20 protein-coding genes are annotated in these 22,053 nt (G+C 61.3%); 11 read left to right on the forward strand and 9 right to left on the reverse strand.

Annotation, left to right across the window (positions count from 1 at the left end; translation table 11 throughout):
• Positions 1-155: 155 nt before the first annotated feature.
• Both GIW28_RS11585 and GIW28_RS11590 read right to left on the reverse strand, forming a co-directional pair.
• Positions 156-404 (reverse strand): hypothetical protein, encoded by a 249-nt coding sequence (locus GIW28_RS11585; protein WP_099549375.1) that lies wholly within the window; start codon positions 402-404, stop codon positions 156-158.
• Positions 405-445: 41 nt separating this feature from the next.
• A complete protein-coding gene (locus tag GIW28_RS11590) occupies positions 446-787 on the reverse strand; it encodes an antibiotic biosynthesis monooxygenase family protein (protein WP_065930419.1) in 342 nt (113 codons plus the stop codon).
• A 328-nt stretch (positions 788-1,115) separates the two neighbouring features.
• On the opposite strand from GIW28_RS11590, the gene GIW28_RS11595 reads away from it, so the two are divergent.
• The gene (locus GIW28_RS11595) at positions 1,116-2,045 is read left to right on the forward strand and encodes an AraC family transcriptional regulator (RefSeq protein WP_017139772.1); all 930 of its coding nucleotides are present in this window, start codon (positions 1,116-1,118) and stop codon (positions 2,043-2,045) included.
• Positions 2,046-2,165: 120 nt separating this feature from the next.
• Here the strand turns inward: GIW28_RS11595 and GIW28_RS11600 are convergent, their stop codons facing one another.
• The 4 genes from GIW28_RS11600 to edd form a co-directional block, all read right to left on the reverse strand.
• Positions 2,166-3,593: an ATP-binding protein gene (locus GIW28_RS11600; RefSeq protein WP_198431518.1), complete on the reverse strand. Its 1,428-nt coding sequence runs from the start codon at positions 3,591-3,593 to the stop codon at positions 2,166-2,168.
• A 31-nt stretch (positions 3,594-3,624) separates the two neighbouring features.
• Positions 3,625-4,359: a response regulator gene (locus GIW28_RS11605; protein WP_017139770.1), complete on the reverse strand. Its 735-nt coding sequence runs from the start codon at positions 4,357-4,359 to the stop codon at positions 3,625-3,627.
• A 152-nt stretch (positions 4,360-4,511) separates the two neighbouring features.
• On the reverse strand, positions 4,512-5,468 hold the full coding sequence (locus GIW28_RS11610; RefSeq protein WP_099485537.1) for a glucokinase: 957 nt from the start codon (positions 5,466-5,468) through the stop codon (positions 4,512-4,514).
• Positions 5,465-7,291 (reverse strand): phosphogluconate dehydratase, encoded by a 1,827-nt coding sequence (edd, locus tag GIW28_RS11615; protein WP_017139768.1) that lies wholly within the window; start codon positions 7,289-7,291, stop codon positions 5,465-5,467. Before edd ends, GIW28_RS11610 begins: the two co-directional genes overlap by 4 nt.
• Before the next feature lie 221 nt (positions 7,292-7,512).
• Here edd and gap point away from each other — a divergent pair, with 221 nt between their 5' ends.
• From gap to GIW28_RS11650, 7 genes are all read left to right on the forward strand, one after another.
• Positions 7,513-8,514 (forward strand): type I glyceraldehyde-3-phosphate dehydrogenase, encoded by a 1,002-nt coding sequence (gene gap, locus GIW28_RS11620; RefSeq protein ID WP_176992099.1) that lies wholly within the window; start codon positions 7,513-7,515, stop codon positions 8,512-8,514.
• 225 nt (positions 8,515-8,739) lie between these two features.
• Positions 8,740-9,258 carry an RNA polymerase sigma factor gene (locus tag GIW28_RS11625; RefSeq protein ID WP_056858662.1) on the forward strand — a complete coding sequence of 173 codons (519 nt, stop codon included), beginning with the start codon at positions 8,740-8,742 and terminating at the stop codon, positions 9,256-9,258.
• 74 nt (positions 9,259-9,332) lie between these two features.
• Positions 9,333-10,301 carry a FecR family protein gene (locus tag GIW28_RS11630; RefSeq protein ID WP_099549370.1) on the forward strand — a complete coding sequence of 323 codons (969 nt, stop codon included), beginning with the start codon at positions 9,333-9,335 and terminating at the stop codon, positions 10,299-10,301.
• A 115-nt stretch (positions 10,302-10,416) separates the two neighbouring features.
• Complete coding sequence (locus GIW28_RS11635; RefSeq protein WP_099549369.1) at positions 10,417-12,981, forward strand: TonB-dependent receptor; 2,565 nt, start codon at positions 10,417-10,419, stop codon at positions 12,979-12,981.
• Between the two features lie 135 nt (positions 12,982-13,116).
• Positions 13,117-13,725, forward strand: coding sequence for a biliverdin-producing heme oxygenase (locus GIW28_RS11640; RefSeq protein WP_236446503.1), 609 nt, complete (start codon positions 13,117-13,119; stop codon positions 13,723-13,725).
• A 199-nt stretch (positions 13,726-13,924) separates the two neighbouring features.
• Complete coding sequence (locus tag GIW28_RS11645) at positions 13,925-14,326, forward strand: YbaN family protein (protein ID WP_017139762.1); 402 nt, start codon at positions 13,925-13,927, stop codon at positions 14,324-14,326.
• A 139-nt stretch (positions 14,327-14,465) separates the two neighbouring features.
• Entirely contained in the window at positions 14,466-16,604 is a 2,139-nt protein-coding gene (locus GIW28_RS11650; RefSeq protein WP_236446501.1) for a methyl-accepting chemotaxis protein, read from the forward strand.
• Between the two features lie 119 nt (positions 16,605-16,723).
• Here the strand turns inward: GIW28_RS11650 and GIW28_RS11655 are convergent, their stop codons facing one another.
• Positions 16,724-17,287, reverse strand: a complete 564-nt coding sequence (locus tag GIW28_RS11655; protein WP_017139760.1) for an NAD(P)H nitroreductase — start codon at positions 17,285-17,287, stop codon at positions 16,724-16,726.
• Positions 17,288-17,426: 139 nt separating this feature from the next.
• Here GIW28_RS11655 and GIW28_RS11660 point away from each other — a divergent pair, with 139 nt between their 5' ends.
• Genes GIW28_RS11660 through GIW28_RS11670 form a run of 3 tightly spaced genes read left to right on the forward strand, consistent with a single transcriptional unit; the run spans position 17,427 to position 21,053 of the window.
• Positions 17,427-18,854: a di-heme oxidoreductase family protein gene (locus GIW28_RS11660; protein WP_099549366.1), complete on the forward strand. Its 1,428-nt coding sequence runs from the start codon at positions 17,427-17,429 to the stop codon at positions 18,852-18,854.
• Between the two features lie 31 nt (positions 18,855-18,885).
• Positions 18,886-19,950 (forward strand): imelysin family protein, encoded by a 1,065-nt coding sequence (locus GIW28_RS11665; protein WP_017139758.1) that lies wholly within the window; start codon positions 18,886-18,888, stop codon positions 19,948-19,950.
• A gap of 2 nt (positions 19,951-19,952) precedes the next feature.
• Positions 19,953-21,053, forward strand: a complete 1,101-nt coding sequence (locus tag GIW28_RS11670; protein ID WP_099549365.1) for a DUF1513 domain-containing protein — start codon at positions 19,953-19,955, stop codon at positions 21,051-21,053.
• A 54-nt stretch (positions 21,054-21,107) separates the two neighbouring features.
• Here GIW28_RS11670 and GIW28_RS11675 read toward each other — a convergent pair whose 3' ends face one another.
• Positions 21,108-21,335, reverse strand: a complete 228-nt coding sequence (locus GIW28_RS11675; protein ID WP_017139756.1) for a hypothetical protein — start codon at positions 21,333-21,335, stop codon at positions 21,108-21,110.
• The gene (locus tag GIW28_RS11680; protein ID WP_017139755.1) at positions 21,332-22,051 is read right to left on the reverse strand and encodes a lipopolysaccharide kinase InaA family protein; all 720 of its coding nucleotides are present in this window, start codon (positions 22,049-22,051) and stop codon (positions 21,332-21,334) included. The genes GIW28_RS11675 and GIW28_RS11680 overlap by 4 nt, the downstream gene beginning before the upstream one ends.
• Positions 22,052-22,053: the final 2 nt, after the last annotated feature.

The raw sequence follows: 22,053 nt of genomic DNA on the forward strand, positions 1-22,053 counted from the left end.
ATACTGCCCAACAAACACAACAGAACCCTGTGGGAGCCGGGCTTGCCCGCGATAGCGGTTTGTCAGCCACCTGATGAGTTGGCTGGCAAACCGCTAGCGCGTGCAAGCCCGGCTCCCACATTTGAGTTCTGTTGAGCGATATAAAGTGTTCGGCTTCAGCTTGCGGCCGTTGCCCAAGTCAACTGACCGTCTTCGTCCACATCAACCAGACATTCAAGTTGCAGCGTCGCTGCATCGTCGGCGTCGGAGGCGGTCTTGAAGGTCTGGCCATCCAGGATCTTGTGAAACTTCGGGGCGCCCATGCCATCGAGTGCCTTGACAGCGACGGCGGCGCTGTAGCCACCCTCTTCTTCACGCACTAATGCAGAAACGGCTTCGTGATGGGCAAATTGTTTACGTGCCATGTTGCAGGTCCTGGCCAATGGAAAGTCGGCCATTCTAACCGCTAACCGGCCAGTTGCAGGTACTCACCGTAAGCATGGGCGGCGGATGCGTCGGTGAAGGTCTGGAAGTCCATGCTGCGCACTACCATGTCGTTCAACAGCTCAGTAAAAATCATCAAGGCAGGGGAACTGAAGTAGGCACTCATCGCCTGCTCGCTGCTCCAGAAGCCCGAGACCAGCCATACATCGGGATCGACCTGGGAATGCTGCAACGAGAATTGCAGGCAACCCTGAGCCTGACGGCCCGGTTCGATCAAACTGCTCAAGCGTGCACCGAGTTCGGTGCTGCACCCGGTACGGGCACGGATAAAGGCCATATGGCTCGCGGGAATGGGGGTGGACATGTTCGACTCTCCCGTTGAGAAGTGATGCTCGGCAAGCACTGTGAGGGCGTGTTGCCACAGGATCAAAGATAGCGGCGCGAAGATGGGCGCAGTTAGTCGATTCCTGCAGGCTTATTGCACAATCCTGCGAGAAGCGTAGATAAGACGTCTGGCCCCAGGGATTTATTCCAACCGCACACTCAGTGTTTCAGGCACATGACAGGCCCTGCACTTGCCTGATTCACGCCTTATCGCAGGATCAGGCAAGGATTGTGCAGAATCGAAGTAACACCTTTTGAAAAGCCGCCGCTAAGCTGAGCCCATCAAAGCAGTCAGTAGAGGACGCTCCATGTCGTCGCCCGAAACCAAGCCAATGCCCCTCGATGCCGAGATGGAAAAACAACGCGCCGAGCTGGCCAGCATTGTTCACCGTCATACCTGGGAAGATGGCTCCTACGGCACGGCAATTACCTCGCTGTATCTGAACCGCCACAACACCCCGCGCGATTTCATGCCGGTGCTGGTCGAACCCGCCCTGTGCATTCTGGCCAGCGGCAGCAAGGAAGTGCGCCTGGCCGACGAGATCTTTGCCTACGACCCGCTCAATTATCTGGTGTTTTCGGTGGCGATGCCCGTCGCCGGGCGGATCATCGACGCCACACCGCAAGACCCCAACCTGTCGGTGCGCATCAATATCGACCCGGCCCAGCTCACCGCATTGATCGCCGAGGCGGGACCAATGGGCGTGCCCTCCAGGCCGACATCGCGTGGCATGTACGTTGACCGCATCGACAACCAACTGCTCGACGCCGTGTTGCGCCTGGCGCGCCTGCTGGACACACCGAAAGACATCGCCATGCTCGCGCCACTCATCAACCGCGAGATTCTCTATCGGTTGTTACGTGGCCCGCAGGGTTATCGACTGTATGAAATCGCCGTGGCCAACAGTCAGAGCCATCGCGTGAGCCAGGCCATCAAATGGTTGAACGGTAACTTCGAACAACCGCTGCGCATTGATGACCTGGCCAGGGAAGTGAACCTCAGTGTTTCGACCTTGCACCATCGCTTCAAGGCGATTACGGCGATGAGTCCGCTGCAATACCAGAAGCAGTTACGGTTGCAGGAAGCGCGGCGATTGATGATTGCCGAAGGGCTGGAGGCGTCGGCAGCGGGGTATCGGGTAGGGTATGAGAGCCCGTCGCAGTTCAGCCGGGAATACAGCCGGTTGTTCGGGGCACCGCCGCTGCGGGATTTGGCCCGGCTGCGCCAAAGTATCTGACCCAACCGGGATCAAAATGTGGGAGCGGGCTTGTGTGGGAGCGGGCTTGCCTGCGATAGCATCACCGCGGTCTGACTGAAAGAACAGGGTGCCTGCATCGCAGGCAAGCCAGCTCCCACATTAGTCCAGGGTTCGCGGCAGTTGTAAGGTCACCCGCAACCCGCCTTCGCGCAAATTCTGCAAACTCACTTCCCCACCATGGCTGTGGGCAATGTTGCGCGCGATGCCCAGGCCCAAGCCATACCCCTGCTGCTGGCCGGCCAGGCGAAAGTGCGGTTCGAAGACCTGTTCCAAACGCTGCTCCGGCACGCCCGGGCCTTCGTCATCCACATGCAGGATGAACTCCACGCCATCGTCCTCGATATGCAAATGCGCGTTCTGCCCGTACTTCAAGGCATTGTCGATCAGGTTGCCGATGCAGCGCTTGAGCGCCAGCGGTTTGCCCGGATAAGGGGTCAGCGCCCGTCCGTGCTGGGTGATACGGCCGTTACCGTTCGGCGCCAGGTACGGTTCCACCAGGCAATCAAGCACGTGGTTAAGGTCGACCGGCTCGATGTTCTCGTGGATGTCGGTGTCTTTGACGCATTGCAGTGCCCCCTTGACCAGCAACTCCAACTCATCCAGGTCGCGACCGAATTTGGCTTGCAGGTTTTCGTCTTCCAGCAACTCCACGCGCAAGCGCAGACGCGTGATCGGCGTGCGCAAATCGTGGGAAATCGCGCTGAACAGTTGGCTGCGCTCGGTGAGGTAACGGCTGATGCGCTCGCGCATGGCGTTAAACGCACGGCCCACTTCCACCACTTCGCTGCCACCGCCTTCGGCCACCGGTTCCACATCGGCGCCCAGGGACATGTCCCGCGCTGCACGGGCCAGGCGCTTGAGCGGCCGGCTTTGCCAGTGCACCAGCAGGCCGATAAACAGCAACAGGAAACCGCTGGTCAGCACGATAAACCACACTTGCTGCGACGGCAGGCCTTGTTCTTCCAAACTGGTGTAGGGCTCGGGCAGCAGCGAGGCGATGTACAGCCATTCGCCGGGTGCCAGCTGGATTTGCGTGACCAGCACCGGCGGGTTCACCGGCTCCAGGGTCAGCGCGTAATGCGCCCAGGAACGCGGCAGTTCATCGAGTTTGAGGCCCGCATTGAAAATACGCAGGTCCTCGGCGCTGACGAACTCCACCGAGATATGCACGTCGCTGCCCAGGGTCTGGCGCAGCACCTCGTCCACGGCTTGCAGCACCGCCTGCTTGCGCGGGGTCTGCGGCAGAATCTGCATGTCCAATGGGCGGTCGTTGAGGGTCACCACAAACCGCGTGCCGCCCATGCTGCGCAGTTGGTCGAGCACCAACGGGCGGTAGGCAACCGGCAGCGAGCGGAAGTAACTCACGCTGGCCGTCATCGAATGCGCCAGGCTGCGCGCGCTGGTCACCAGGCCTTCGAGCTGGGTGGCGCGCAGTTGCGAAACCCAGATCACGCTGGACAGCGCCTGGGCAAACAGCACCACAAGCAAGGTCAGCAGCAACATGCGCCCAAGCAGCGAACGCGGCACCGGAAAACGCCGGCGGCGCTCGGTCAGCGGCTCAGTGGGCATTGCCGGCAACCACGCTGGCTGCCAGTTGATAACCGCTGCCACGCACGGTGCGGATCAGCCTTGGAGGTTTTTCGGTATCGCGCAGGCGTTGGCGCAGGCGGCTGACGGCCATGTCGACGATACGGTCCAACGGCATCAGGTCGCGGCCACGGGTGGCGTTGCCAATGGTGTCGCGGTCGAGAATCTGTTGGGGGTGATCAAGAAACAACTTGAGCAAGGCAAAGTCGGCGCCGGAGAGGATTACCTCTTCGCCGTCCACGTGAAACAGGCGATGGCTGATCATGTCCAGGCGCCACTCATCGAACACCAGAACGTCGCCGCCACCCGTGCGCTCCTGGCCAAACTGGGCGCGACGCAACAAGGCTTTGATCCGCGCTTGCAGCTCGCGCGGGCTGAAGGGTTTGCCGATGTAGTCGTCGGCGCCCAGCTCCAGGCCGATCACACGGTCGGCTTCGTCGGAACTGGCGGTCAGCATGATGATCGGCACCTGCGCCTGGCGCGGGTGCTGGCGAATCCAGCGGCAAAGGCTGAAACCGTCTTCGTCCGGCAACATCACATCGAGGATGACCAGGTCGCACGGCGCCTCGTTCATCGCCTGGCGGAACCCCGCGCCATCCGGTACGCCACGTACCTGGAAGCCGGCGCGACTGAGGTAGGTCTGCAGCAATTCGCGGATTTCCTGATCGTCGTCGACGAGGAGAATCGATTTACTGATTACGCTCACGGGGTCCTCCTTGTTGTTATGGCCAAGCTTAAATCATTTGTTGCGTTTGAGGCCCTATCGCAGGCAAGCCAGCTCCCACAGTTGACTGCATTCCAAGGTTGGAACCCGGTCAACTGTGGGAGCTGGCTTGCCTGCGATGAGGCCATCAGCCCCTACGCAAAAGCCTGTTCAAGCGCAACACCGGCCCCGGTCAACCCGGAATACGGCGCCGTCACCAACCACACCGGAATGCCTTTGAAGTAGTCGCTCATGCAGCCCTTGTCGCTGAAACTCTTGGCAAAACCGCTGTTGATAAAGAAGTCGGCAAACCTCGGAATCACCCCACCCACGATGTACACACCACCACGCCCACCGGTGGTCAGCACGTTGTTACCGGCCACACGGCCCAGCCAGATGCTGAACTGGTTCAACACTTCCATGGCCACCGGGTCGCCGGCCAGGCCCGCTGCCGTGATGGCTTCGGGCGTGTCCAGCACCGGCGTGTGCCCGTCGACCGCACAAATGGCGCGGTACACACGGGGCAGGCCGCCGCCGCTCAGCGCGGTCTCGGCGCTCACATGCCCGATCTCGCTGTGAATGTGCTGCCACAACTGGGTTTCGCGCGGGCTGCTCAGCGGCAGGTCGACATGGCCGCCCTCCCCCGGCAGCGCCGCATAACGGCCTTCGCCCAAGTCCAGCAAGGTGCCCACACCCAGGCCAGTGCCCGGGCCGATCACCACGGCTGGGCGCAAGGGTTCCGGCGTGCCTTGGCACACCACGCGAAACTCATCGGGTTTGAGCCGCGTCATGCCCAGGGCCATGGCCGTGAAGTCATTGACCAGCAGCAGCTCATCGACCTGCAGGGTTTTGCAAAACGCAGTTTTGCTCAGCCGCCAGTGATTGTTGGTGAATTTAAATTCATCGCCACTCACCGGCCCCGCGACTGACAGGCACACCGCGCCGATGTCCCCGATTTCCAGGCCTTCCTCCTTGAGGTAAACCTTGATGGCTTCCTCAGGGCTGTGGTGGTCCGCCGTGGCATGCACGCGGATCGAATGCAGTTCCTGATCCCGCCACAACGCAAAACGGGCGTTGGTACCACCAATGTCACCGACCAGCGCAAGCTTCACTTAAGCGTCTCCAAGGCAGAGGTAAAGGCGCTGGCGCCCTGCTCTGCGGAGCTTGCGGCCAAGCGCATAAATGCAAACAGCTCGCGACCGGCCCCCACGTTGTTGCCCAACAGGCCCGTGGCAGGCGTGCGCGCTGCAAATTCTTCGGCGTTCACCTTAAGCTCCAGGGTGCCCTTTACGCCATCGACGCGAATGATATCGCCATCCTTGACCCGCGCCAGCGGCCCGCCGCTCTGGGCTTCGGGGTTGACGTGAATCGCGGCGGGGATCTTACCCGACGCGCCAGACATACGCCCGTCTGTTACCAACGCAACTTTGAAGCCACGGTCCTGCAACACACCGAGGAACGGTGTCATCTTGTGCAGTTCCGGCATACCGTTGGAGCGCGGCCCCTGGAAGCGCATCACCGCGACAAAGTCTTTTTCCAGCTGGCCGGCCTTGAATGCATCGGCCAGATCCTGCTGATCCTGGAACACCACGGCCGGTGCTTCGACTATCTGATGCTCCGGCGCCACGGCCGAAACCTTCATCACACCACGCCCGAGGTTGCCTTCCATCACGCGCAAGCCGCCTTCCGGCGAGAACGCACGGGCTACGGGGCGCAGGATGGTTTCGTCGAGGCTTTCGATCGGGCCGTCGCGCCAGATCAGCTCGCCGTCGACCAGGAACGGTTCCTGGGTGTAACGGCTCAAGCCCTTGCCCGCCACGGTGTTCACATCCTCATGGAGCAAGCCGGCTTCGAGCAGTTCGCGGATCAGGAACGACATGCCGCCCGCTGCCTGGAAGTGGTTGATGTCGGCCTTGCCGTTTGGATAAACGTGGGACAGGGTCGGCACCACTTCGGAGAGGTCGGCCATGTCCTGCCAGGTGAGGATGATGCCCGCCGACATGGCGATAGCCGGCATGTGCAGGGTGTGGTTGGTGGAACCACCGGTCGCATTGAGGGCGACGATGGAGTTGACGATGGATTTTTCGTCGACGATCTCGCCAATCGGCGTGAAGTCGCCGCTGGCCTTGGTCAGGCGCGTGACCTGGTGCGCGGCTTCGCGGGTCAGCGCGTCACGCAGCGGCGTGTACGGGTTGACGAACGAAGCGCCCGGCAGGTGCAGGCCCATCACTTCCATCAGCAACTGGTTGGTGTTGGCGGTGCCGTAAAAGGTGCAGGTGCCGGGGCTGTGGTAGGACTTCATCTCCGATTCCAGCAGCTCTTCGCGGGTGGCCTTGCCTTCGGCGTAACGCTGGCGCACGTCGGCTTTCTGCTTGTTGGAGATGCCCGACGGCATAGGGCCGCCCGGTACGAAGATCATCGGCAGATGGCCATAGCGCAGGGCGCCCATCATCAGGCCAGGGACGATCTTGTCGCAGATGCCCAGCATCAGCGCGGCATCGAACATGTTGTGGGACAGCGCTACCGCCGTCGACATGGCGATGACTTCGCGGCTGAGCAAGCTTAGCTCCATGCCAGGCTCGCCTTGGGTCACGCCGTCGCACATGGCGGGCGTGCCACCGGCGAACTGGCCGACCGAGCCGACTTCGCGCAGGGCTTTCTTGATCTGTTCCGGGAAATGTTCGTACGGCTGGTGCGCCGAGAGCATGTCGTTATATGACGAAACAATTGCCACGTTGGCGGCATTCATCATGCGCAGACTATTTTTATCTTCAGTGCCGCAACCCGCCACGCCGTGGGCAAAGTTGGCGCATTGCAGCTTGCCGCGCATCGGGCCGTCGCTGGCCGCGCCACGAATGAGCGCAAGGTAAGCCTCGCGGGTTGCACGACTGCGGGCGATAAGCCGTTCGGTGACCTCAAGAACGCGGGGATGCATGTATAGAACTCCAGGCTAACGGATGTGGCGACCTGAGAGTCTATGCTGATCAAACGCCCGCAGCTCATGGGATGGCAGGGTGTCGTTTGAATCATCGGACCAGTTGATTCAGGTCACTCGTTGTAGATTGAACAAAATATTGCCACTAAAAAGGCTTGTTTTCTATTTTTATGCGAATAATCTTGTAATTCTTACAACAAATCGACGACAGGCACTTTCCAATGACTCTTCGTATCGCAATCAATGGTTTTGGCCGTATCGGCCGTAATGTCCTGCGCGCACTGTATACCCAAGGCTACCGCCAGGATTTGCAGATCGTCGCCATCAATGATCTGGGCGACAGCTCGATCAATGCCCACCTGCTCAAATACGACACCGTGCATGGCACTTTCGACGCAGAGGTCGCCCACGATCAGGAAAGCCTGACCGTCAATGGTGACCGGATTGCCGTCAGTGCCATTCGCAACCCGGCCGACCTGCCGTGGGCTGCGCACAAGATCGACGTGGTATTCGAATGCACCGGTCTGTTCACCGACCGCGACAAGGCTGCCGCCCATATTACCGCCGGTGCGCGCAAGGTAATCATCTCGGCCCCGGCCAAAGGCGCTGACGCCACCGTGGTTTACGGGGTAAACCATGACATTTTGCGTCAATCGCACCAGATCATCTCCAACGCGTCGTGCACCACCAACTGCCTGGCACCTGTGGCTCAGGTGCTGCATCGCGAGCTGGGCATCGAAAGCGGCCTGATGACCACCATTCACGCTTACACCAATGACCAGAACCTCACCGACGTGTACCACACCGACCCGTACCGCGCGCGTTCGGCCACCCAGAACATGATCCCGAGCAAGACCGGCGCCGCTGAAGCGGTCGGCCTGGTACTGCCGGAACTGGCAGGCAAGCTGACCGGCATGGCCGTGCGTGTGCCGGTGATCAACGTGTCGCTGGTGGACCTCACAGTGACGCTGAAAAAAGAAGCCAGCGCCGAGCAAGTCAACGCACTGCTGAAAGAAGCCAGCCAGCATTCGAAGATCCTCGGCTACAACACCCTGCCACTGGTTTCGAGCGACTTTAACCATAACCCGCTGTCGTCGATTTTCGATGCCAATCACACCAAGGTCAGTGGCAAGTTGCTCAAAGTGCTGGCGTGGTATGACAACGAATGGGGCTTCTCCAACCGTATGCTGGATAACTGCCTGGCACTGTGCAACGCCGAGTAAACCGACCCGGTTGTTCCATTGTGTGGACTGGCTTGTGTGGGAGCTGGCTTGCCTGCGATAGCATCACCGCGGTCTGTCTGAAAGACCAGGGCGCCTGCATCGCAGGCAAGCCAGCTCCCACACAAACCAGCTCCCACAGGAGTCGACGCAGCATCTCAAAGTGCCACTTGCCATTTGAGTTGATGATAAGCATTATCATTAACTGCAAACCGGTCTGGTATCACTGTGAGCCAATCTCGCTTCAACCAAGTCTTTCTCACCCAACGGGTGATTCTGCTACGCACTCTGCAGCGGATGGTGAATAACCACAGCACCGCCGAAGACCTGTTGCAGGAAACCTACCTGCGCGTCACGCGGGCGCTCAGCGAGCGGCCGATCGATCACCTTGAACCCTTCGTCTATCAAACCGCGCGCAACCTGGCGCTGGACCATCTGCGCTCGCGCCGCATCCAGGCCCGCACACTGCAAGAAGATGTGCCGCTGGACGTACTGCAGAGCGTCGCCGCGCCGATCAGCACGCCCGAGGACGCCACCCAGGCCGAGCAATTGCTCGAACACCTGAGCGTCAGCCTCGGCCAGTTGAGCGCGCGCCAGCAGCAGATTTTCATCCTCAGCCGCCTGCACGGTTGCAGCTACCAGGAGATTGCCGATCAGTTGCAAGTGTCCTTGAGCACGGTGCAAAAGGAACTGAAATTGATCATGGCTATCTGTGTAGGAGTGGCCGAACGGCTGGATCAGCCTTAAGCTTCACCCGACAGAGGTGTCGACCCAGGCTGTAGGAACGATGAGTAGAACGTGGCGAAGACCCGAGGAACACCGTGACTGACCCGAATAAGCTGCGCCCCCATGAGCTGGCTCATGAGGTGCTGCAAGACACGGCCATGGACCAAGCCCTCGATTGGCTGATTGCCTTGCAATGCCCGCAACCCGGGCAGCAAGCCGAGTTTGATGCCTGGCTTGCCAGCGACCCGGCGCACCTGCTCGCCTTCAGCAAGGCCCAGGCCGCCTGGGGCGGCGCGCCGGTTCACAGCGCCGCCGTGGCCCTGGCAGTGCCGCGCAAACCCAGCGCGTGGCGGCGTATCAAGCCGCATTGGAAACCCCTGGCCACCGCCGCTGTGCTGCTGATCGGTCTGTTCAGCTTCAGCAACCTGCCCGTGCGCCTGCAGGCCGACCACCTCACCGTCGTCGGTGAACGCCAGCGCCTGCAATTGGATGACGGCTCCAAAGTGTTGCTCAACACCAACTCGGCGTTTTCCAGCAGCATCAAGGACCACCAGCGCGTCGCCCGACTGTTCCAGGGCGAAGCTTTCTTTGAGGTGGCGCCCAGCCGTGGCCTGCCGCTGGAGATTGACGCCGGCCCCGTGCGCGCCAGCGTGCGCGACACCGACTTCGCCGTGCGCTACCTCAATGGCGAGGCCCAGGTGCAGGTGCAGCGCGGCGATGTGGATTTGAGCAACACCTTTGACGATGCCCGCGTGCGTCTGAGCGCCGGAGAGAGTATCCGCATCGGCCCCAAAGGCTTCGGCCAACCGGCCAAACTGGATGCCAGTAAAGACCTGGCGTGGGTCCAGGGCCGCCTGGTATTCGAAAACTGCCCGATGAGCGAAGTGCTCGCCGAGTTGCGCCGTTATTACCCCGGCTGGATCGTCAACACCAACAACCAGCTCGCAAGCGTGGCCGTTACCGGCAATTACCGCCTCGACCAACCGCTGGATGTGGTGCGCTCCCTGGCGCACATCACCTCGGCCAAGCTCTCGGAGTACCCGGCGCTGGTCATCTTGAACTAAATGAGAATTATTTTTACTCGATAGTAACCGGTGGTTCGTCTCGTTATAGCCAATGCAACTGATTCCTATTTGATCAGCTCGCAACTATAAGATTCGTATCCCCGGAGCGCTCTCGATGTCCTCTCGTTTCAACCGCCGGTCCTCTTCGCCCGTCCTGTCCTTGCTCACCGCCGCCATCCTGCTGGCCGGCGCGCCGGTGATGGCCGCCACTGCCGCCGAACCGGCCGCGCGCAGCCACGGCAATTACAGTTTCAGTATCGAACAGCAGCCCTTGGTGTCGGCGTTGAATGCCTTTACCAGCGTGACCGGCTGGCAAGTCGGCCTGCCGGCAGAGCTTGGCCAGGGTGTGTCGTCCCCCGGCGTGCGCGGCGCACTCTCGCCGGAAAAAGCCCTGGACCGGCTGTTGCTGGGCACCAACCTGAGCTACCGCAAACTGGGCAATAACAACATCGTGCTGGAAAAGCGCCCAGCGGGCAGCACGCTCAATCTGCATCAGGTGACCATCAGCGCCACCCGCAGTGAGCAAGACGTCAACAGCGTGCCAAGCACCGTTACTGTGCATGCGCGTGAGGAGCTGGACCGCCAGAACGTGAACACCATCCGTGAACTGGTGCGTTACGAGCCCAACGTGTCGGTCGGCGGCGCAGGCACCCGCGCCAGCAACGCCGGCTACAACATTCGCGGCATCGACGGCGACCGCATCCTCACTCAAGTGGACGGCGTGGAAGTGCCGGACAACTTCTTCAACGGCCCGTACGCCAAGACCCGTCGTAACTACGTCGACCCGGAAATCGTCAAGCGCGTCGAGATCCTGCGCGGCCCAGCCTCGGCCCTGTACGGCAGCAGCGCCATCGGCGGCGCGGTGAGCTACTTCACCCTCGACCCGGACGACATCATCAAGCCCGGCCAGGACGTCGGCGCCCGCCTCAAAACCGGCTACAGCTCCGCCGACGACAGCTGGCTGACCTCCGGCACCGTCGCCGGCCGCGTGCAGGACTTCGACGGTTTGCTGCACCTGAGCCAGCGCAATGGCCATGAAATGGAGTCCTACGACGGCAACAACGCCACCGGCCTGGCCCGTACCGGCGCTAACCCGGAAGATGCGCGCACCACCAATATCCTGGCGAAAATGGGTTGGAATTATGGCGATGACAATCGGCTGGGATTGACCTATGAGAAGTTCAAGGATGATCGCGATGTCAATCTGAAGAACGCCGTGGGCGGCCCCTTCGTCGGCGGGCGTGGCTTCAATTTCTACCGTGGGCGTTCGGGTAACGACACCATCACCCGTGAACGCTTCGGCATCGAAAACCGCTTTGCCCTCGACTCGCCGATAGCCGATCAGATCAAGACCAGCCTCAACTACCAGATCGCCAAGACTGACCAGAGCACCGCTGAAATCTACCAGCCATCGCGCCGCGTCATGCGCACCCGCGACACCCTGTACGAAGAGAAACAGTGGGTCTTCGACGCACAGCTGGACAAGGCGTTCAGCCTCGGTGAAACCGATCACCAAGTGACTTACGGCACCACCCTCAAGCAGCAGAAAGTCAGCGGCTCGCGCGAAGGCTCGGCCTACTGCCTCGCCGTCGGCTCAGGTTGCACGGCGATCGGCGCGCCCAGCCCGTCTGCCGGCGACAGCGTGAAAAAGTCCAGCGACTTCCCGGACCCGACCATCAACACTTACTCGCTGTTCGCCCAGGACCAGATCAGCTGGGACAAATGGACCTTCCTGCCCGCCGTACGTTACGACTACACCCGGCTCAAGCCCAAGCTGACCCAGGAATTCCTCAACACCGTAAACCCGACCGGCGCCTACCCGGTCAGCGACAAAGAAAAAACCTGGCACCGCGTCACGCCAAAATTCGGCCTGACCTACGCGCTGACCGATCAGTACACCTGGTTCGGCCAGTACGCCGAGGGCTTCCGCACCCCGTCGGCCAAGGCGCTGTATGGCCGCTTTGAAAACCTCAACCTGGGCTACACCGTCGAGCCAAACCCGAACCTCAAGCCGGAAACCAGCAAGGGTATCGAGACCGGAATTCGCGGCCAGTTCGATGAGGGCTCCTTCGACATCGCGGTGTTCTACAACAAGTACCGCGACTTTATCGACGAAGACGCCTCGGTCGCCGGCGGCGACATCCAAACGTTCGAAGCCAACAACATCAAGCACGCCACCATCAAGGGGGTTGAGGCCAAAGGCCGCCTGAACCTCGATGCGTTCGGAGCGCCACAAGGCCTCTACACCCAAGGTTCGGTGGGCTACACCTACGGCCGCAACGACGACAACGGCGAGCCGCTCAACAGCGTCAACCCGCTTAAAGGCGTATTCGGCCTGGGCTACGAGCAAGAGCAATACGGCGCGCTGGTCAGCTGGACGCTGGTGAAAAAACAGAACCGTGTCGACAGCACCACCTTCCACGCGCCGGATGGCAGCACCAGCGCTCCGTTCAAGACCCCAGGCTTTGGCATCGTCGACCTCACCGGTTTCTACAAAGTCACCAACGACGTGACCATCAACGGCGGCCTCTACAACCTCACCGACAAGAAGTACTGGAACTGGGATGACGTGCGCAGCTACGACGGCGTCGGCGAAGCCGGCGTGACCGCACCGGCCAACCTCGACCGCCTGACCCAGCCGGGTCGCAACTTCGCGATCAACCTGATCTGGGACATCTGACAGCCGCCCTCACCTCGCCGCCCTTTATCAGCAGCGAGGTGAGGTTTTTTTACTGTGCCGCGTCTTCTTGTTCGTCTAGTTGATAACAGCTCTCTTTAGAGCACCCAGGCGCGCCCCTTCTCAAGGATTTTTTCGATGACCGCTTCTCCTACCGCAGAACGCCCAAACCTGCGCTCCCAGCGCCTGAACCAGATCACCCACGCGCCACACACCAAGCTCGACGCGCTGGTCAAAGCCCACGCGCCGTTTGAAACCCCAGCCAACTTCGCCCGTTTTGTGGTGGCGCAGTACCTGTTCCAGTCAGAACTGGTGGCGCTGTACAACGACCCCGAGCTGATCAAGATCGTCCCGGACCTGGCTGAGCGCTGCCGCGCCGACGCCGCCAAACTCGACCTGGCCGACCTGGAAACCGACGTGCCAGCACCGGTTGCCGGCGCCGTGAAAAACCCGAGCAAAGCCGAAGCCCTGGGCTGGTTGTTCGTGTCCGAAGGCTCCAAGCTGGGCGCTGCATTCTTGATCAAGCGCGCCGTGGGCCTGGGCCTGAGCGAAACCTTCGGTGCCCGTCACTTGGGCGAGCCGGCCGGTGGCCGCGCTGAAGGCTGGAAGCGCTTCACCCGCACCCTCGACGGCCTGGCGTTCAGCGCCGAAGAAGAAGCGGCGGCAGAAAAAGGTGCCATCGACGCGTTTGTGCGCTTCACCGTGCTGCTGGAACAGGCGTACGCTAGCGCCCCTGAACTGGCGTAACAGGCCACGATGGGCGCTGGCTTGTGTGGGAGCTGGCTTGTTGTGGGAGCTGGCTTGCCTGCGATGCGCTCACCTCGGCCTACCTGTCAGACCGAGTCGATGCTATCGCAGGCAAGCCAGCTCCCACACAAGCCAGCTCCCACATTTGAGCGGATTTCAGTTCGAATAATGTGTAACCCCTCAACAGATAAACTTCAGCATGACCGGCAAAACCCAATCCACCTCAAAAATCGCCCAGCTGCTCTTCGGCCTGCTGGCCTACGTCAGCCTGGGCATTGGGTTGGTGGCGATTGTCATACCGGGTTTGCCCACCACCGAATTCATCCTGCTGGCCGCCTGGGCGGCGACTAAAAGCTCGCCGCGCCTGAGCGCCTGGCTGGAAAACCACCGGCTGTTCGGACCGATTCTGTTCAACTGGCGCAATGGCAAGATCATCGCGCGCCGCGCCAAAGTCAGCGCCACCGTGAGCATGCTGCTGTGCGCCGTGTTGATGTTGGTGATGCTCGATCACGGCTGGCCGATCTACCTGGCGATTGCCGGCATGAGCCTGGGCAACCTGTGGATCTGGTCACGCCCGGAACGGCTTGCAGCCCCCGTATAACGCGGCGCGTAGTGCTTTTCCTACCGCTCATCGCCTTTCCCTCATGAAACATCCCGTTACGCCGATGTTCCGGACATAGCGCCGAATGGACTTGGCTCGCCCTGCTTGCCTTTCAACGAGTCCAATCGCGAGTGAACCTATGTTCGACACCCTCTCCATCCGCTTGAAAATCGTGCTGTTGTCCGGCCTTTGTCTGCTGGGGGTGATAGCGCTGATCATCAGTATCAACCTGTACGAGACCGGTCAGAATGACCATTTGATCAGCGATTCAAGCTCGCGAATGCTCACCCAAAGCGTTCAACACCTGCTGCAAGCCAAGGCCGCCGAACAAGCAGTGCAGTTACAGAAAACCTTTGGCGAAAACCTCGTGGTGGTCACCGCGCTGGCCGATCACGTCAAAGACCTGCGTGCCCTCGCCAACAAACGAGCGCTGGAGCCCGGCGCATTGCGAGAAGAGCTCAACCAGAGTGTCAAAACCGCCTTTGAGCGCAACAGCAAGGTACTGGGCATCTGGCTGTCATTCGAACCCAATGGCCTGGATGGCAAAGACAGCGACTTCGTCAACGACAAAACCCGCGTCTCCAATGAAAAAGGCCGTTTCTCCAGCTACTGGAGCCGCGCTGGCGGCGAAGGCCTGAACACCGTGATGGTCGAGGATGACCTGACCAAAACGACCCTCAACCTCAGCGGCACGCCCTACAACATCTGGTACACCTGCCCACGAGACACGCGTACGGTGTGCCTGCTCGACCCGTATTCCGATGAAGTGGCCGGCAAGCAGGTGCTGATGACCACTATTTCGCTGCCGCTGATCGTAGACGGCAAAGTCATTGGTGTGGTCGGTATCGACCTGGCGCTCAATACGCTGCAGGCGATGACGGACGCGGCGCAAAAAGAACTGTTCGACGGCGCGGCGCACCTGGAGATTCTGTCCAGCACCGGTTTGATTGCGGCCTACAGCGGCCAGCCGGACAAAGTCGGCAAAAACCTGATCGACACCATCGGCGCGGAAGGCAAGGAAATCGTGCAACTGCTGGCCAACGATACACGCACGATCCGTGAGCAAGATGACACGATCCGCGCCGTGTACCCGGTCAAGCCGATTGCCGACGCCAAGGCCTGGGGCGTTGTGATCAAACTGCCCAAGAACGTGATGCTGGCCGACACCTTGAAACTGCAAGACGTGCTCGACAAAGCCCAAGCCTCGGGCACGCTCAAAGCCTTGCTGGTCGGCGCCGCCGCGGCCCTGCTCGGCCTGCTGCTGATCTGGCTGACCGCCACCGGCGTGACCCGCCCGATCAACACCGTTGCGGCGATGCTCAAGAACATCGCCAGCGGCGAAGGCGACCTCACGCAGCGCCTGGCCTACGCCAAGAAGGACGAACTGGGCGAGTTGGCAAACTGGTTCAACCGCTTCCTCGACAAGCTGCAACCGACCATTGCACAGATCAAGCAGAGCATCACTGAAGCGCGTGGCACGGCGGACCAGTCCTCAGCCATTGCCCGCCAGACCAGCGAAGGCATGCAAGTGCAGTTCCGCGAAATCGATCAGGTGGCCACTGCCTCCAATGAAATGAGCGCCACCGCCCATGATGTGGCCAACAGCGCCTCCAACGCTGCCAGCGCCGCCCGTGGCGCGGACCAATCGGCGCGCGACGGCATGTCGATCATCGAGCAGAGCACCCGCGACATCACTACCCTGGCCGAAGAGGTCAGCAAGGCCGTGACCGAAGTGGAAGCGTTGGCGGTCAACAGCGAGCAGATTGGTTCGGTGCTCGAAGTGATCCGCAGCATTGCCGAGCAAACCAACCTGCTGGCCCTGAACGCCGCCATCGAAGCGGCACGCGCCGGAGAAAGCGGGCGCGGGTTTGCGGTGGTGGCCGACGAGGTGCGCAACCTGGCCAAGCGCACCCAGGACTCGGTAGAAGAAATTCGCCTGGTGATCGAGCGCATCCAGAGCGGCACCCGTGGCGTGGTGGCGACCATGCATTCCAGCCAGCACCAGGCCCAGAGCAATGCCGGGCAGATCCATCAAGCGGTGCAGGCGCTGGGCAAGATCAGTGACGCGGTAACAGTGATCAGCGACATGAACCTGCAGATCGCCAGCGCCGCCGAACAACAGAGCGCCGTGGCCGAAGAGGTCAACCGCAACGTTTCGGCGATCCGCACCGTGACCGAAACCCTCACCGGCCAGGCCACCGAGTCAGCGGCCATCAGCAGCCAACTGAATGCGCTGGCAACCCAGCAGATGAAGTTGATGGATCAGTTCAAGGTATAAACCCGATCTTCAAAACAATGAAGATCCCCTGTGGGAGCTGGCTTGCCTGCGATGGCGGTGGGTCAGTCAGTACATCCATGACTGACAGGCCATTATCGCAGGCAAGCCAGCTCCCACAATTAGACGCCAGTCCAGGCCTGAACAAACGCCGCTAAATCTTCTTTAGCCGCTGTACGCGGCGGGTTCTGCGGCGTGCCCAAATAGAGGAAGCCAATCACTTCCTCATCCGCCGTCAGCCCCAAGCCTTTGGCCACATGGGCCGAGTACGACAACTCACCGGTGCGCCACACCGCCCCGATCCCCTGCGCATAAGCCGCCAGCAAAATACCGTGTGCCGCACACGCAGCCGCCAGCAGTTGCTCGGATTTAGGCACCTTAAAGTGCTCTTGCAGACGCGCAATCACCACCACCACCAACGGCGCACGCAGCGGGCCGTTCTGGGCCTTGTCGATAGCGGCTTGCGGTGCGTCGGCGTCCTGCAGGCGTGCGGCTTCGGCCAGCAGCGTGCCCATCTGCTCACGGGCGGCACCTTCTACGGTGAGAAAGCGCCATGGGCGCAGTTGACCATGGTCGGGCGCGCGCATGGCGGCGGCGAACAGCACATCGCGCTGCTCCTGGGTCGGCGCCGGCTCCAGCAAACGCGGCACGGAAACACGGTTGAGCAAAGCGTCGAGAGCCTGCATTGGCCACCTCCAGAAAAAATGTGCGGTCATTCTAGCGGGAATGAATCAAATACCACCAAACGATAATTGCTCTTATTCAATCCGCCCTGCCCTGTTAGACTTTGCGACCCTCTTTTTCGCCTTAGTCGCAGGAAACCCGATGGTCCGTTCGCCTCTTCGTCTGTGCGCAGCATTGATGGCCTTGAGCCTGACCGCCTGCGACGACGCCCCCAGGTTTACCAAGGCAGAGCCGGGTGAATCACGAGCGGGCGGCGCGACGACGGTGAACAAGCGCGACCAGAACGCGTTTTCCCTGCCTTCGGCCAACCTGGCGCCCACCCGTCGCCTGGATTTCAGCGTCGGCAACAGCTTCTTTCGCAGCCCCTGGGTGATTGCGCCGTCCACCACCACCGCGCGTGACGGTCTAGGCCCGTTGTTCAACACCAATGCTTGCCAGAACTGCCATATCAAGGACGGCCGTGGCCATCCGCCGCTGCCCGACGCACCGAATGCGGTGTCGATGCTGGTGCGCCTGTCGATCCCGCCTGCGCCCGCCGATGCCCGGCTCATCGAGCAGATCGGCGTGGTGCCCGAGCCGGTCTACGGTGGGCAACTGCAGGACATGGCCGTGCCAGGCGTGGCGCCTGAAGGCAAAGTGCGGGTCGACTACACGCCCGTCAACGTGACCTTCAAGGACGGCAGCGTGGTCGAGTTGCGCAAGCCAAATCTGCAAATCACCCAGCTGGGCTACGGCCCGATGCACGCCGAAACACTTTTCTCGGCGCGGATTGCGCCACCGATGATCGGACTGGGCCTGCTCGAAGCCATCAGCGATGCCGACATCTTGCGCAACACCGACGCAAAAACCGCCGACAAGGAAGCCCTCATTGGTCGCGCCAATTGGGTCTGGGATGACGCGCAGCACCAAACCGTACTCGGGCGCTTTGGCTGGAAAGCCGGGCAACCCAACCTCAATCAACAAAATGTTCACGCGTTTTCTGGTGATATGGGCCTCACCACGTCCCTGAGACCCTTTGATGACTGCACCGCCGCCCAAGTCGCCTGCAAACAGGCGCCCAATGGCAATGGCCCCGAGGGCGAGCCGGAAGTCAGCGATAACATCCTGCGCCTGGTGCTGTTCTACACCCGCAACCTCGCCGTACCGGCGCGCCGTGGCGTCAACACGCCGCAGGTGCTCGCCGGCAAAAACCTGTTCTACCAGGCCGGTTGCCAGGGTTGCCATAAGCCGACGTTCACCACGGCGGCCACGGCCGTCGAGCCTGAATTGGCCAACCAGGTGATTCGCCCTTACAGCGACCTGTTGTTACACGACATGGGCGAAGGCCTGGCCGACCACCGCAGCGAGTTCAAGGCCGGCGGCCGCGACTGGCGCACGCCGCCGTTGTGGGGCATTGGCCTGACGCAGGCCGTAAGTGGTCATACCCAGTTTTTGCATGACGGCCGCGCCCGTAACCTGCTCGAAGCCGTGCTTTGGCATGGCGGCGAAGCGCAAGCGGCGCAGCAACATGTGTTGTCCTTTAATGCCGAGCAGCGTGCTGCGTTGCTGGCGTTCCTGAACTCTTTATAAGCATTGCCACAATTACAGTAGGGAGCTCGACATGTTCCGTCCCAAGTTGCTATTCACCAGCCTTGCCGCCCTCGCCCTCGGCGCCTGCTCGCCCCAGGACCCGCAGGCGGTGACCTCGGCGGCCATCGCCAAGCAAGTGATCCTGCCCACCTACAGCCGCTGGGTTGAAGCCGACCGCCAACTGGCCGTCAGCGCCCTCGCCTACTGCCAGGGCAAGGAAAGCCTGGAGACCGCCCGCGCCGACTTCCTGCATGCGCAAAAAGCCTGGGCTGAGCTGCAGCCGCTGCTGATCGGCCCGCTGGCCGAGGGCAACCGTTCGTGGCAAGTGCAGTTCTGGCCGGACAAGAAAAACCTTGTGGGCCGACAAGTCGAACAACTGGTCAGCGCCCAGCCGCAGATCGACGGCGCCGCCCTGGCCAAGTCCAGCGTGGTGGTGCAAGGCCTGTCGGCCTACGAATACATCCTCTACGACGCCAAGACCGACGTCGCCGACGAAGCCCAGAAAGCCCGTTACTGCCCACTGCTGGTGGCCATTGGTGAGCGTCAGAAAACCCTGGCCGAAGAGATCCTGGCAAGCTGGAACAGCACCGATGGCATGCTCGCGCAGATGACCAAGTTCCCGAACCAGCGCTACGCCGATTCCCACGAAGCCATCGCTGACCTGCTGCGCGTGCAAGTCACCGCACTGGATACCTTGAAGAAAAAACTCGGCACGCCGATGGGCCGCCAGACCAAGGGCATCCCGCAACCCTTCCAGGCCGATGCCTGGCGCAGCCAGTCGTCCCTGCAAAGCCTGCAAGCCAGCCTGGCGGCGGCGCAGACCGTGTGGGTCGGCGTCGACAACAAGGGCCTGCGCGGCCTGCTGCCGTCCGAGCAGAAGCCATTGGCCGACAAGATCGACGCCGCTTATGCAGCCTCGCTCAAGCTGTTCGCCAGCAACCAGCGCACGCTCAACGAATTGCTGGCCGACGATGCCGGGCGCCAACAGCTCAATGACATCTATGACAGCCTCAACGTGGTCCACCGCCTGCACGAAGGTGATTTGGCCAAGGCGCTGGGCATTCAACTGGGCTTTAACGCCAACGACGGTGACTGATGATGCTCAGGCGACAGGCTTTGGCGGTTGGCAGTGTGCTGCTCAGTGCACTCACTTTGGGTGGCTGGACGCTGTTCAAACAAAAGAAGCAGGCACCGCTGCTGCTGTCGGCACGCGATGATGCGGACGGCAAGCACTATGCCGTGGGTTTTCGCCTGGACGGCACGCAAGTGTTTGCCACCCAGGTCGGCCAGCGCTGCCATGACATCATCAACCACCCGATACTGCCGATTGCGCTGTTCGTCGCCCGTCGCCCGGGCACCGAGAGTTACCTGATCGACCTGCGTACTGGCACGCTGCTGCAAACCATCACCTCCAATGCCAATCGCCATTTCTATGGCCACGCGGTGATCCACAACAGCGGCGACTGGCTGTACGCCACCGAGAACGACACCTCCGACCCCGGCCGTGGCCTGCTCGGTGTGTACAGGTTCGAGGGCGAGCGGCTGGTGCACAGTGGCGAAATCTCCACCCATGGCATCGGCCCGCATCAAGTGTCATGGATGCCCGACGGCGAAACCCTGGTGGTGGCCAACGGCGGCATTCGCACCGAAGCCGAAAGTCGTGTGGAGATGAACCTCAACGCCATGGAACCGAGCCTGGTGCTGATGCACCGCGACGGCAGCCTGATCAGCAAGGAAACCCTGGACCAACAGATGAACAGCGTGCGGCATATGGGGATTGCCAGCGATGGCACAATCCTCACCGGGCAGCAGTTCATGGGGCCGTCCCAGGAGCGCTCCGAGTTGCTCGCGATCAAGCGCCCAGGGCAGCCGTTCGTGGCGTTCCCGGTGGCCGATGAGCAACTGCAAGCCATGGGGCATTACACCGCCAGCGTCGCCGTGCACAGCGAACTGCGTCTGGTCGCACTCACAGCGCCGCGGGGTAACAGGTTTTTTATCTGGGACATGGACAGCGGTGCGCTGCGCCTGGACGGGCCGTTGCCCGACTGTGCCGGTGTAGGTGCGGTGACGGATGGCTTTGTCGTCACCTCAGGCCAGGGCCGTTGTCGCTTCTACGATTGCCGCCAGCCGCAGTTGGTGGCCAAGCCGCTGGAGCTGCCCTCGGGGCTTTGGGACAACCACTTGCACCTGATAATTTGAGAAAAAAAAAGGGCCTCGCATCGCAAGGCCCTTTTGTCGGGGGTGTGGAATCTTTCAACTCTGCGGCCTCATCCCTTGGGACATCCCGAACATGAACAACAGCAAGTCATGATCCGGCTTGGCCGCCACACTCGTCTTGGCAACACGTGGCAGCAGGCATTGCCCGCTACCCTGCGCCGCACTGAGCACCTGTGTGCGAGGTTGTTCCCACACAGCCAGCGCCAGGGCTGCAATGCCCAACGCGCCGACCAGGAACACACCTCGTGCTATTTCTAGCTTCATCTAGTTAAGCCCTTGATAGCGCTGCCAAACGCCGTCTCGTAAAAGTAGCTGAGTTTTTCCCAGTCGGTACTGTTCCACGACGAATGGCGACGCAGTTGCAGCATGTCATGGGAAGCGGCCCGATAAGCAGTCAACCGCTGGCGGCACTTTTCAAAATCCAGCAGCGCCACTTCCACGTTGGCCGAGTCGCCTTCGCCGGTCACTCGTACAAAAATGTGCTTGATGTACAGGCAACCATGTTGCCAGCGGCCCTTGTGCATGCGCGCCAGGGTGCCCGCCAATTCCTTGAGCATGCGCTCATGGAGCAACTCGCCGTACTGCTCACGGCCGCCGGCGGCGTACCAGTTTTCGATCTCGTCGAAACCGTCCAGGGACGCCGTGACCAACAAGGCTTTCCATTGGTGCTCGGGGTCACGGCGTGCGCCGCAAAACACCAGTTCCGGTACGCGGACATCCAGCGAACGCAGGCCTTTGAGGGCGTCACGTTCGCGCAACACGGTCGGGCGTCCGAACGGGTGAAGCCAACTGCGGTAGATATGACCGGTCTGACGCTTGCTGTAGAGCAAGCGGCCATTTGGGCTGACCACCCGCTGCACACCGCTTTCACCACCGCGTCGGCGGTTGGGTTCCTCGACCCACTCGCCCTGCTGACGCCAGAAAAAATCAAATCGTTCTTCGGGAGCTACGTGACTGCCTGATACGCACTCAACTGCCATCC

This window comes from Pseudomonas sp. PA-5-4B (assembly GCF_021606215.1).
In the GTDB taxonomy this organism is placed as follows: Bacteria; Pseudomonadota; Gammaproteobacteria; order Pseudomonadales; family Pseudomonadaceae; genus Aquipseudomonas; species Aquipseudomonas edaphica.

Bases quoted from the DNA above. Each gene is read 5' to 3' on its own strand.
- gap (WP_176992099.1), top strand. From the start codon at position 7,513: ATGACTCTTCGTATCGCAATCAATGGTTTTGGCCGTATCGGCCGTAAT.
- GIW28_RS11650 (WP_236446501.1), top strand. From the start codon at position 14,466: ATGTTCGACACCCTCTCCATCCGCTTGAAAATCGTGCTGTTGTCCGGC.
- GIW28_RS11645 (WP_017139762.1), top strand. From the start codon at position 13,925: ATGACCGGCAAAACCCAATCCACCTCAAAAATCGCCCAGCTGCTCTTC.
- GIW28_RS11640 (WP_236446503.1), top strand. From the start codon at position 13,117: ATGACCGCTTCTCCTACCGCAGAACGCCCAAACCTGCGCTCCCAGCGC.
- GIW28_RS11665 (WP_017139758.1), top strand. From the start codon at position 18,886: ATGTTCCGTCCCAAGTTGCTATTCACCAGCCTTGCCGCCCTCGCCCTC.
- GIW28_RS11595 (WP_017139772.1), top strand. From the start codon at position 1,116: ATGTCGTCGCCCGAAACCAAGCCAATGCCCCTCGATGCCGAGATGGAA.
- GIW28_RS11680 (WP_017139755.1), bottom strand. From the start codon at position 22,051: ATGGCAGTTGAGTGCGTATCAGGCAGTCACGTAGCTCCCGAAGAACGA.
- GIW28_RS11660 (WP_099549366.1), top strand. From the start codon at position 17,427: ATGGTCCGTTCGCCTCTTCGTCTGTGCGCAGCATTGATGGCCTTGAGC.
- GIW28_RS11585 (WP_099549375.1), bottom strand. From the start codon at position 404: ATGGCACGTAAACAATTTGCCCATCACGAAGCCGTTTCTGCATTAGTG.
- GIW28_RS11635 (WP_099549369.1), top strand. From the start codon at position 10,417: ATGTCCTCTCGTTTCAACCGCCGGTCCTCTTCGCCCGTCCTGTCCTTG.
- GIW28_RS11590 (WP_065930419.1), bottom strand. From the start codon at position 787: ATGTCCACCCCCATTCCCGCGAGCCATATGGCCTTTATCCGTGCCCGT.
- edd (WP_017139768.1), bottom strand. From the start codon at position 7,291: ATGCATCCCCGCGTTCTTGAGGTCACCGAACGGCTTATCGCCCGCAGT.
- GIW28_RS11655 (WP_017139760.1), bottom strand. From the start codon at position 17,287: ATGCAGGCTCTCGACGCTTTGCTCAACCGTGTTTCCGTGCCGCGTTTG.
- GIW28_RS11675 (WP_017139756.1), bottom strand. From the start codon at position 21,335: ATGAAGCTAGAAATAGCACGAGGTGTGTTCCTGGTCGGCGCGTTGGGC.
- GIW28_RS11670 (WP_099549365.1), top strand. From the start codon at position 19,953: ATGCTCAGGCGACAGGCTTTGGCGGTTGGCAGTGTGCTGCTCAGTGCA.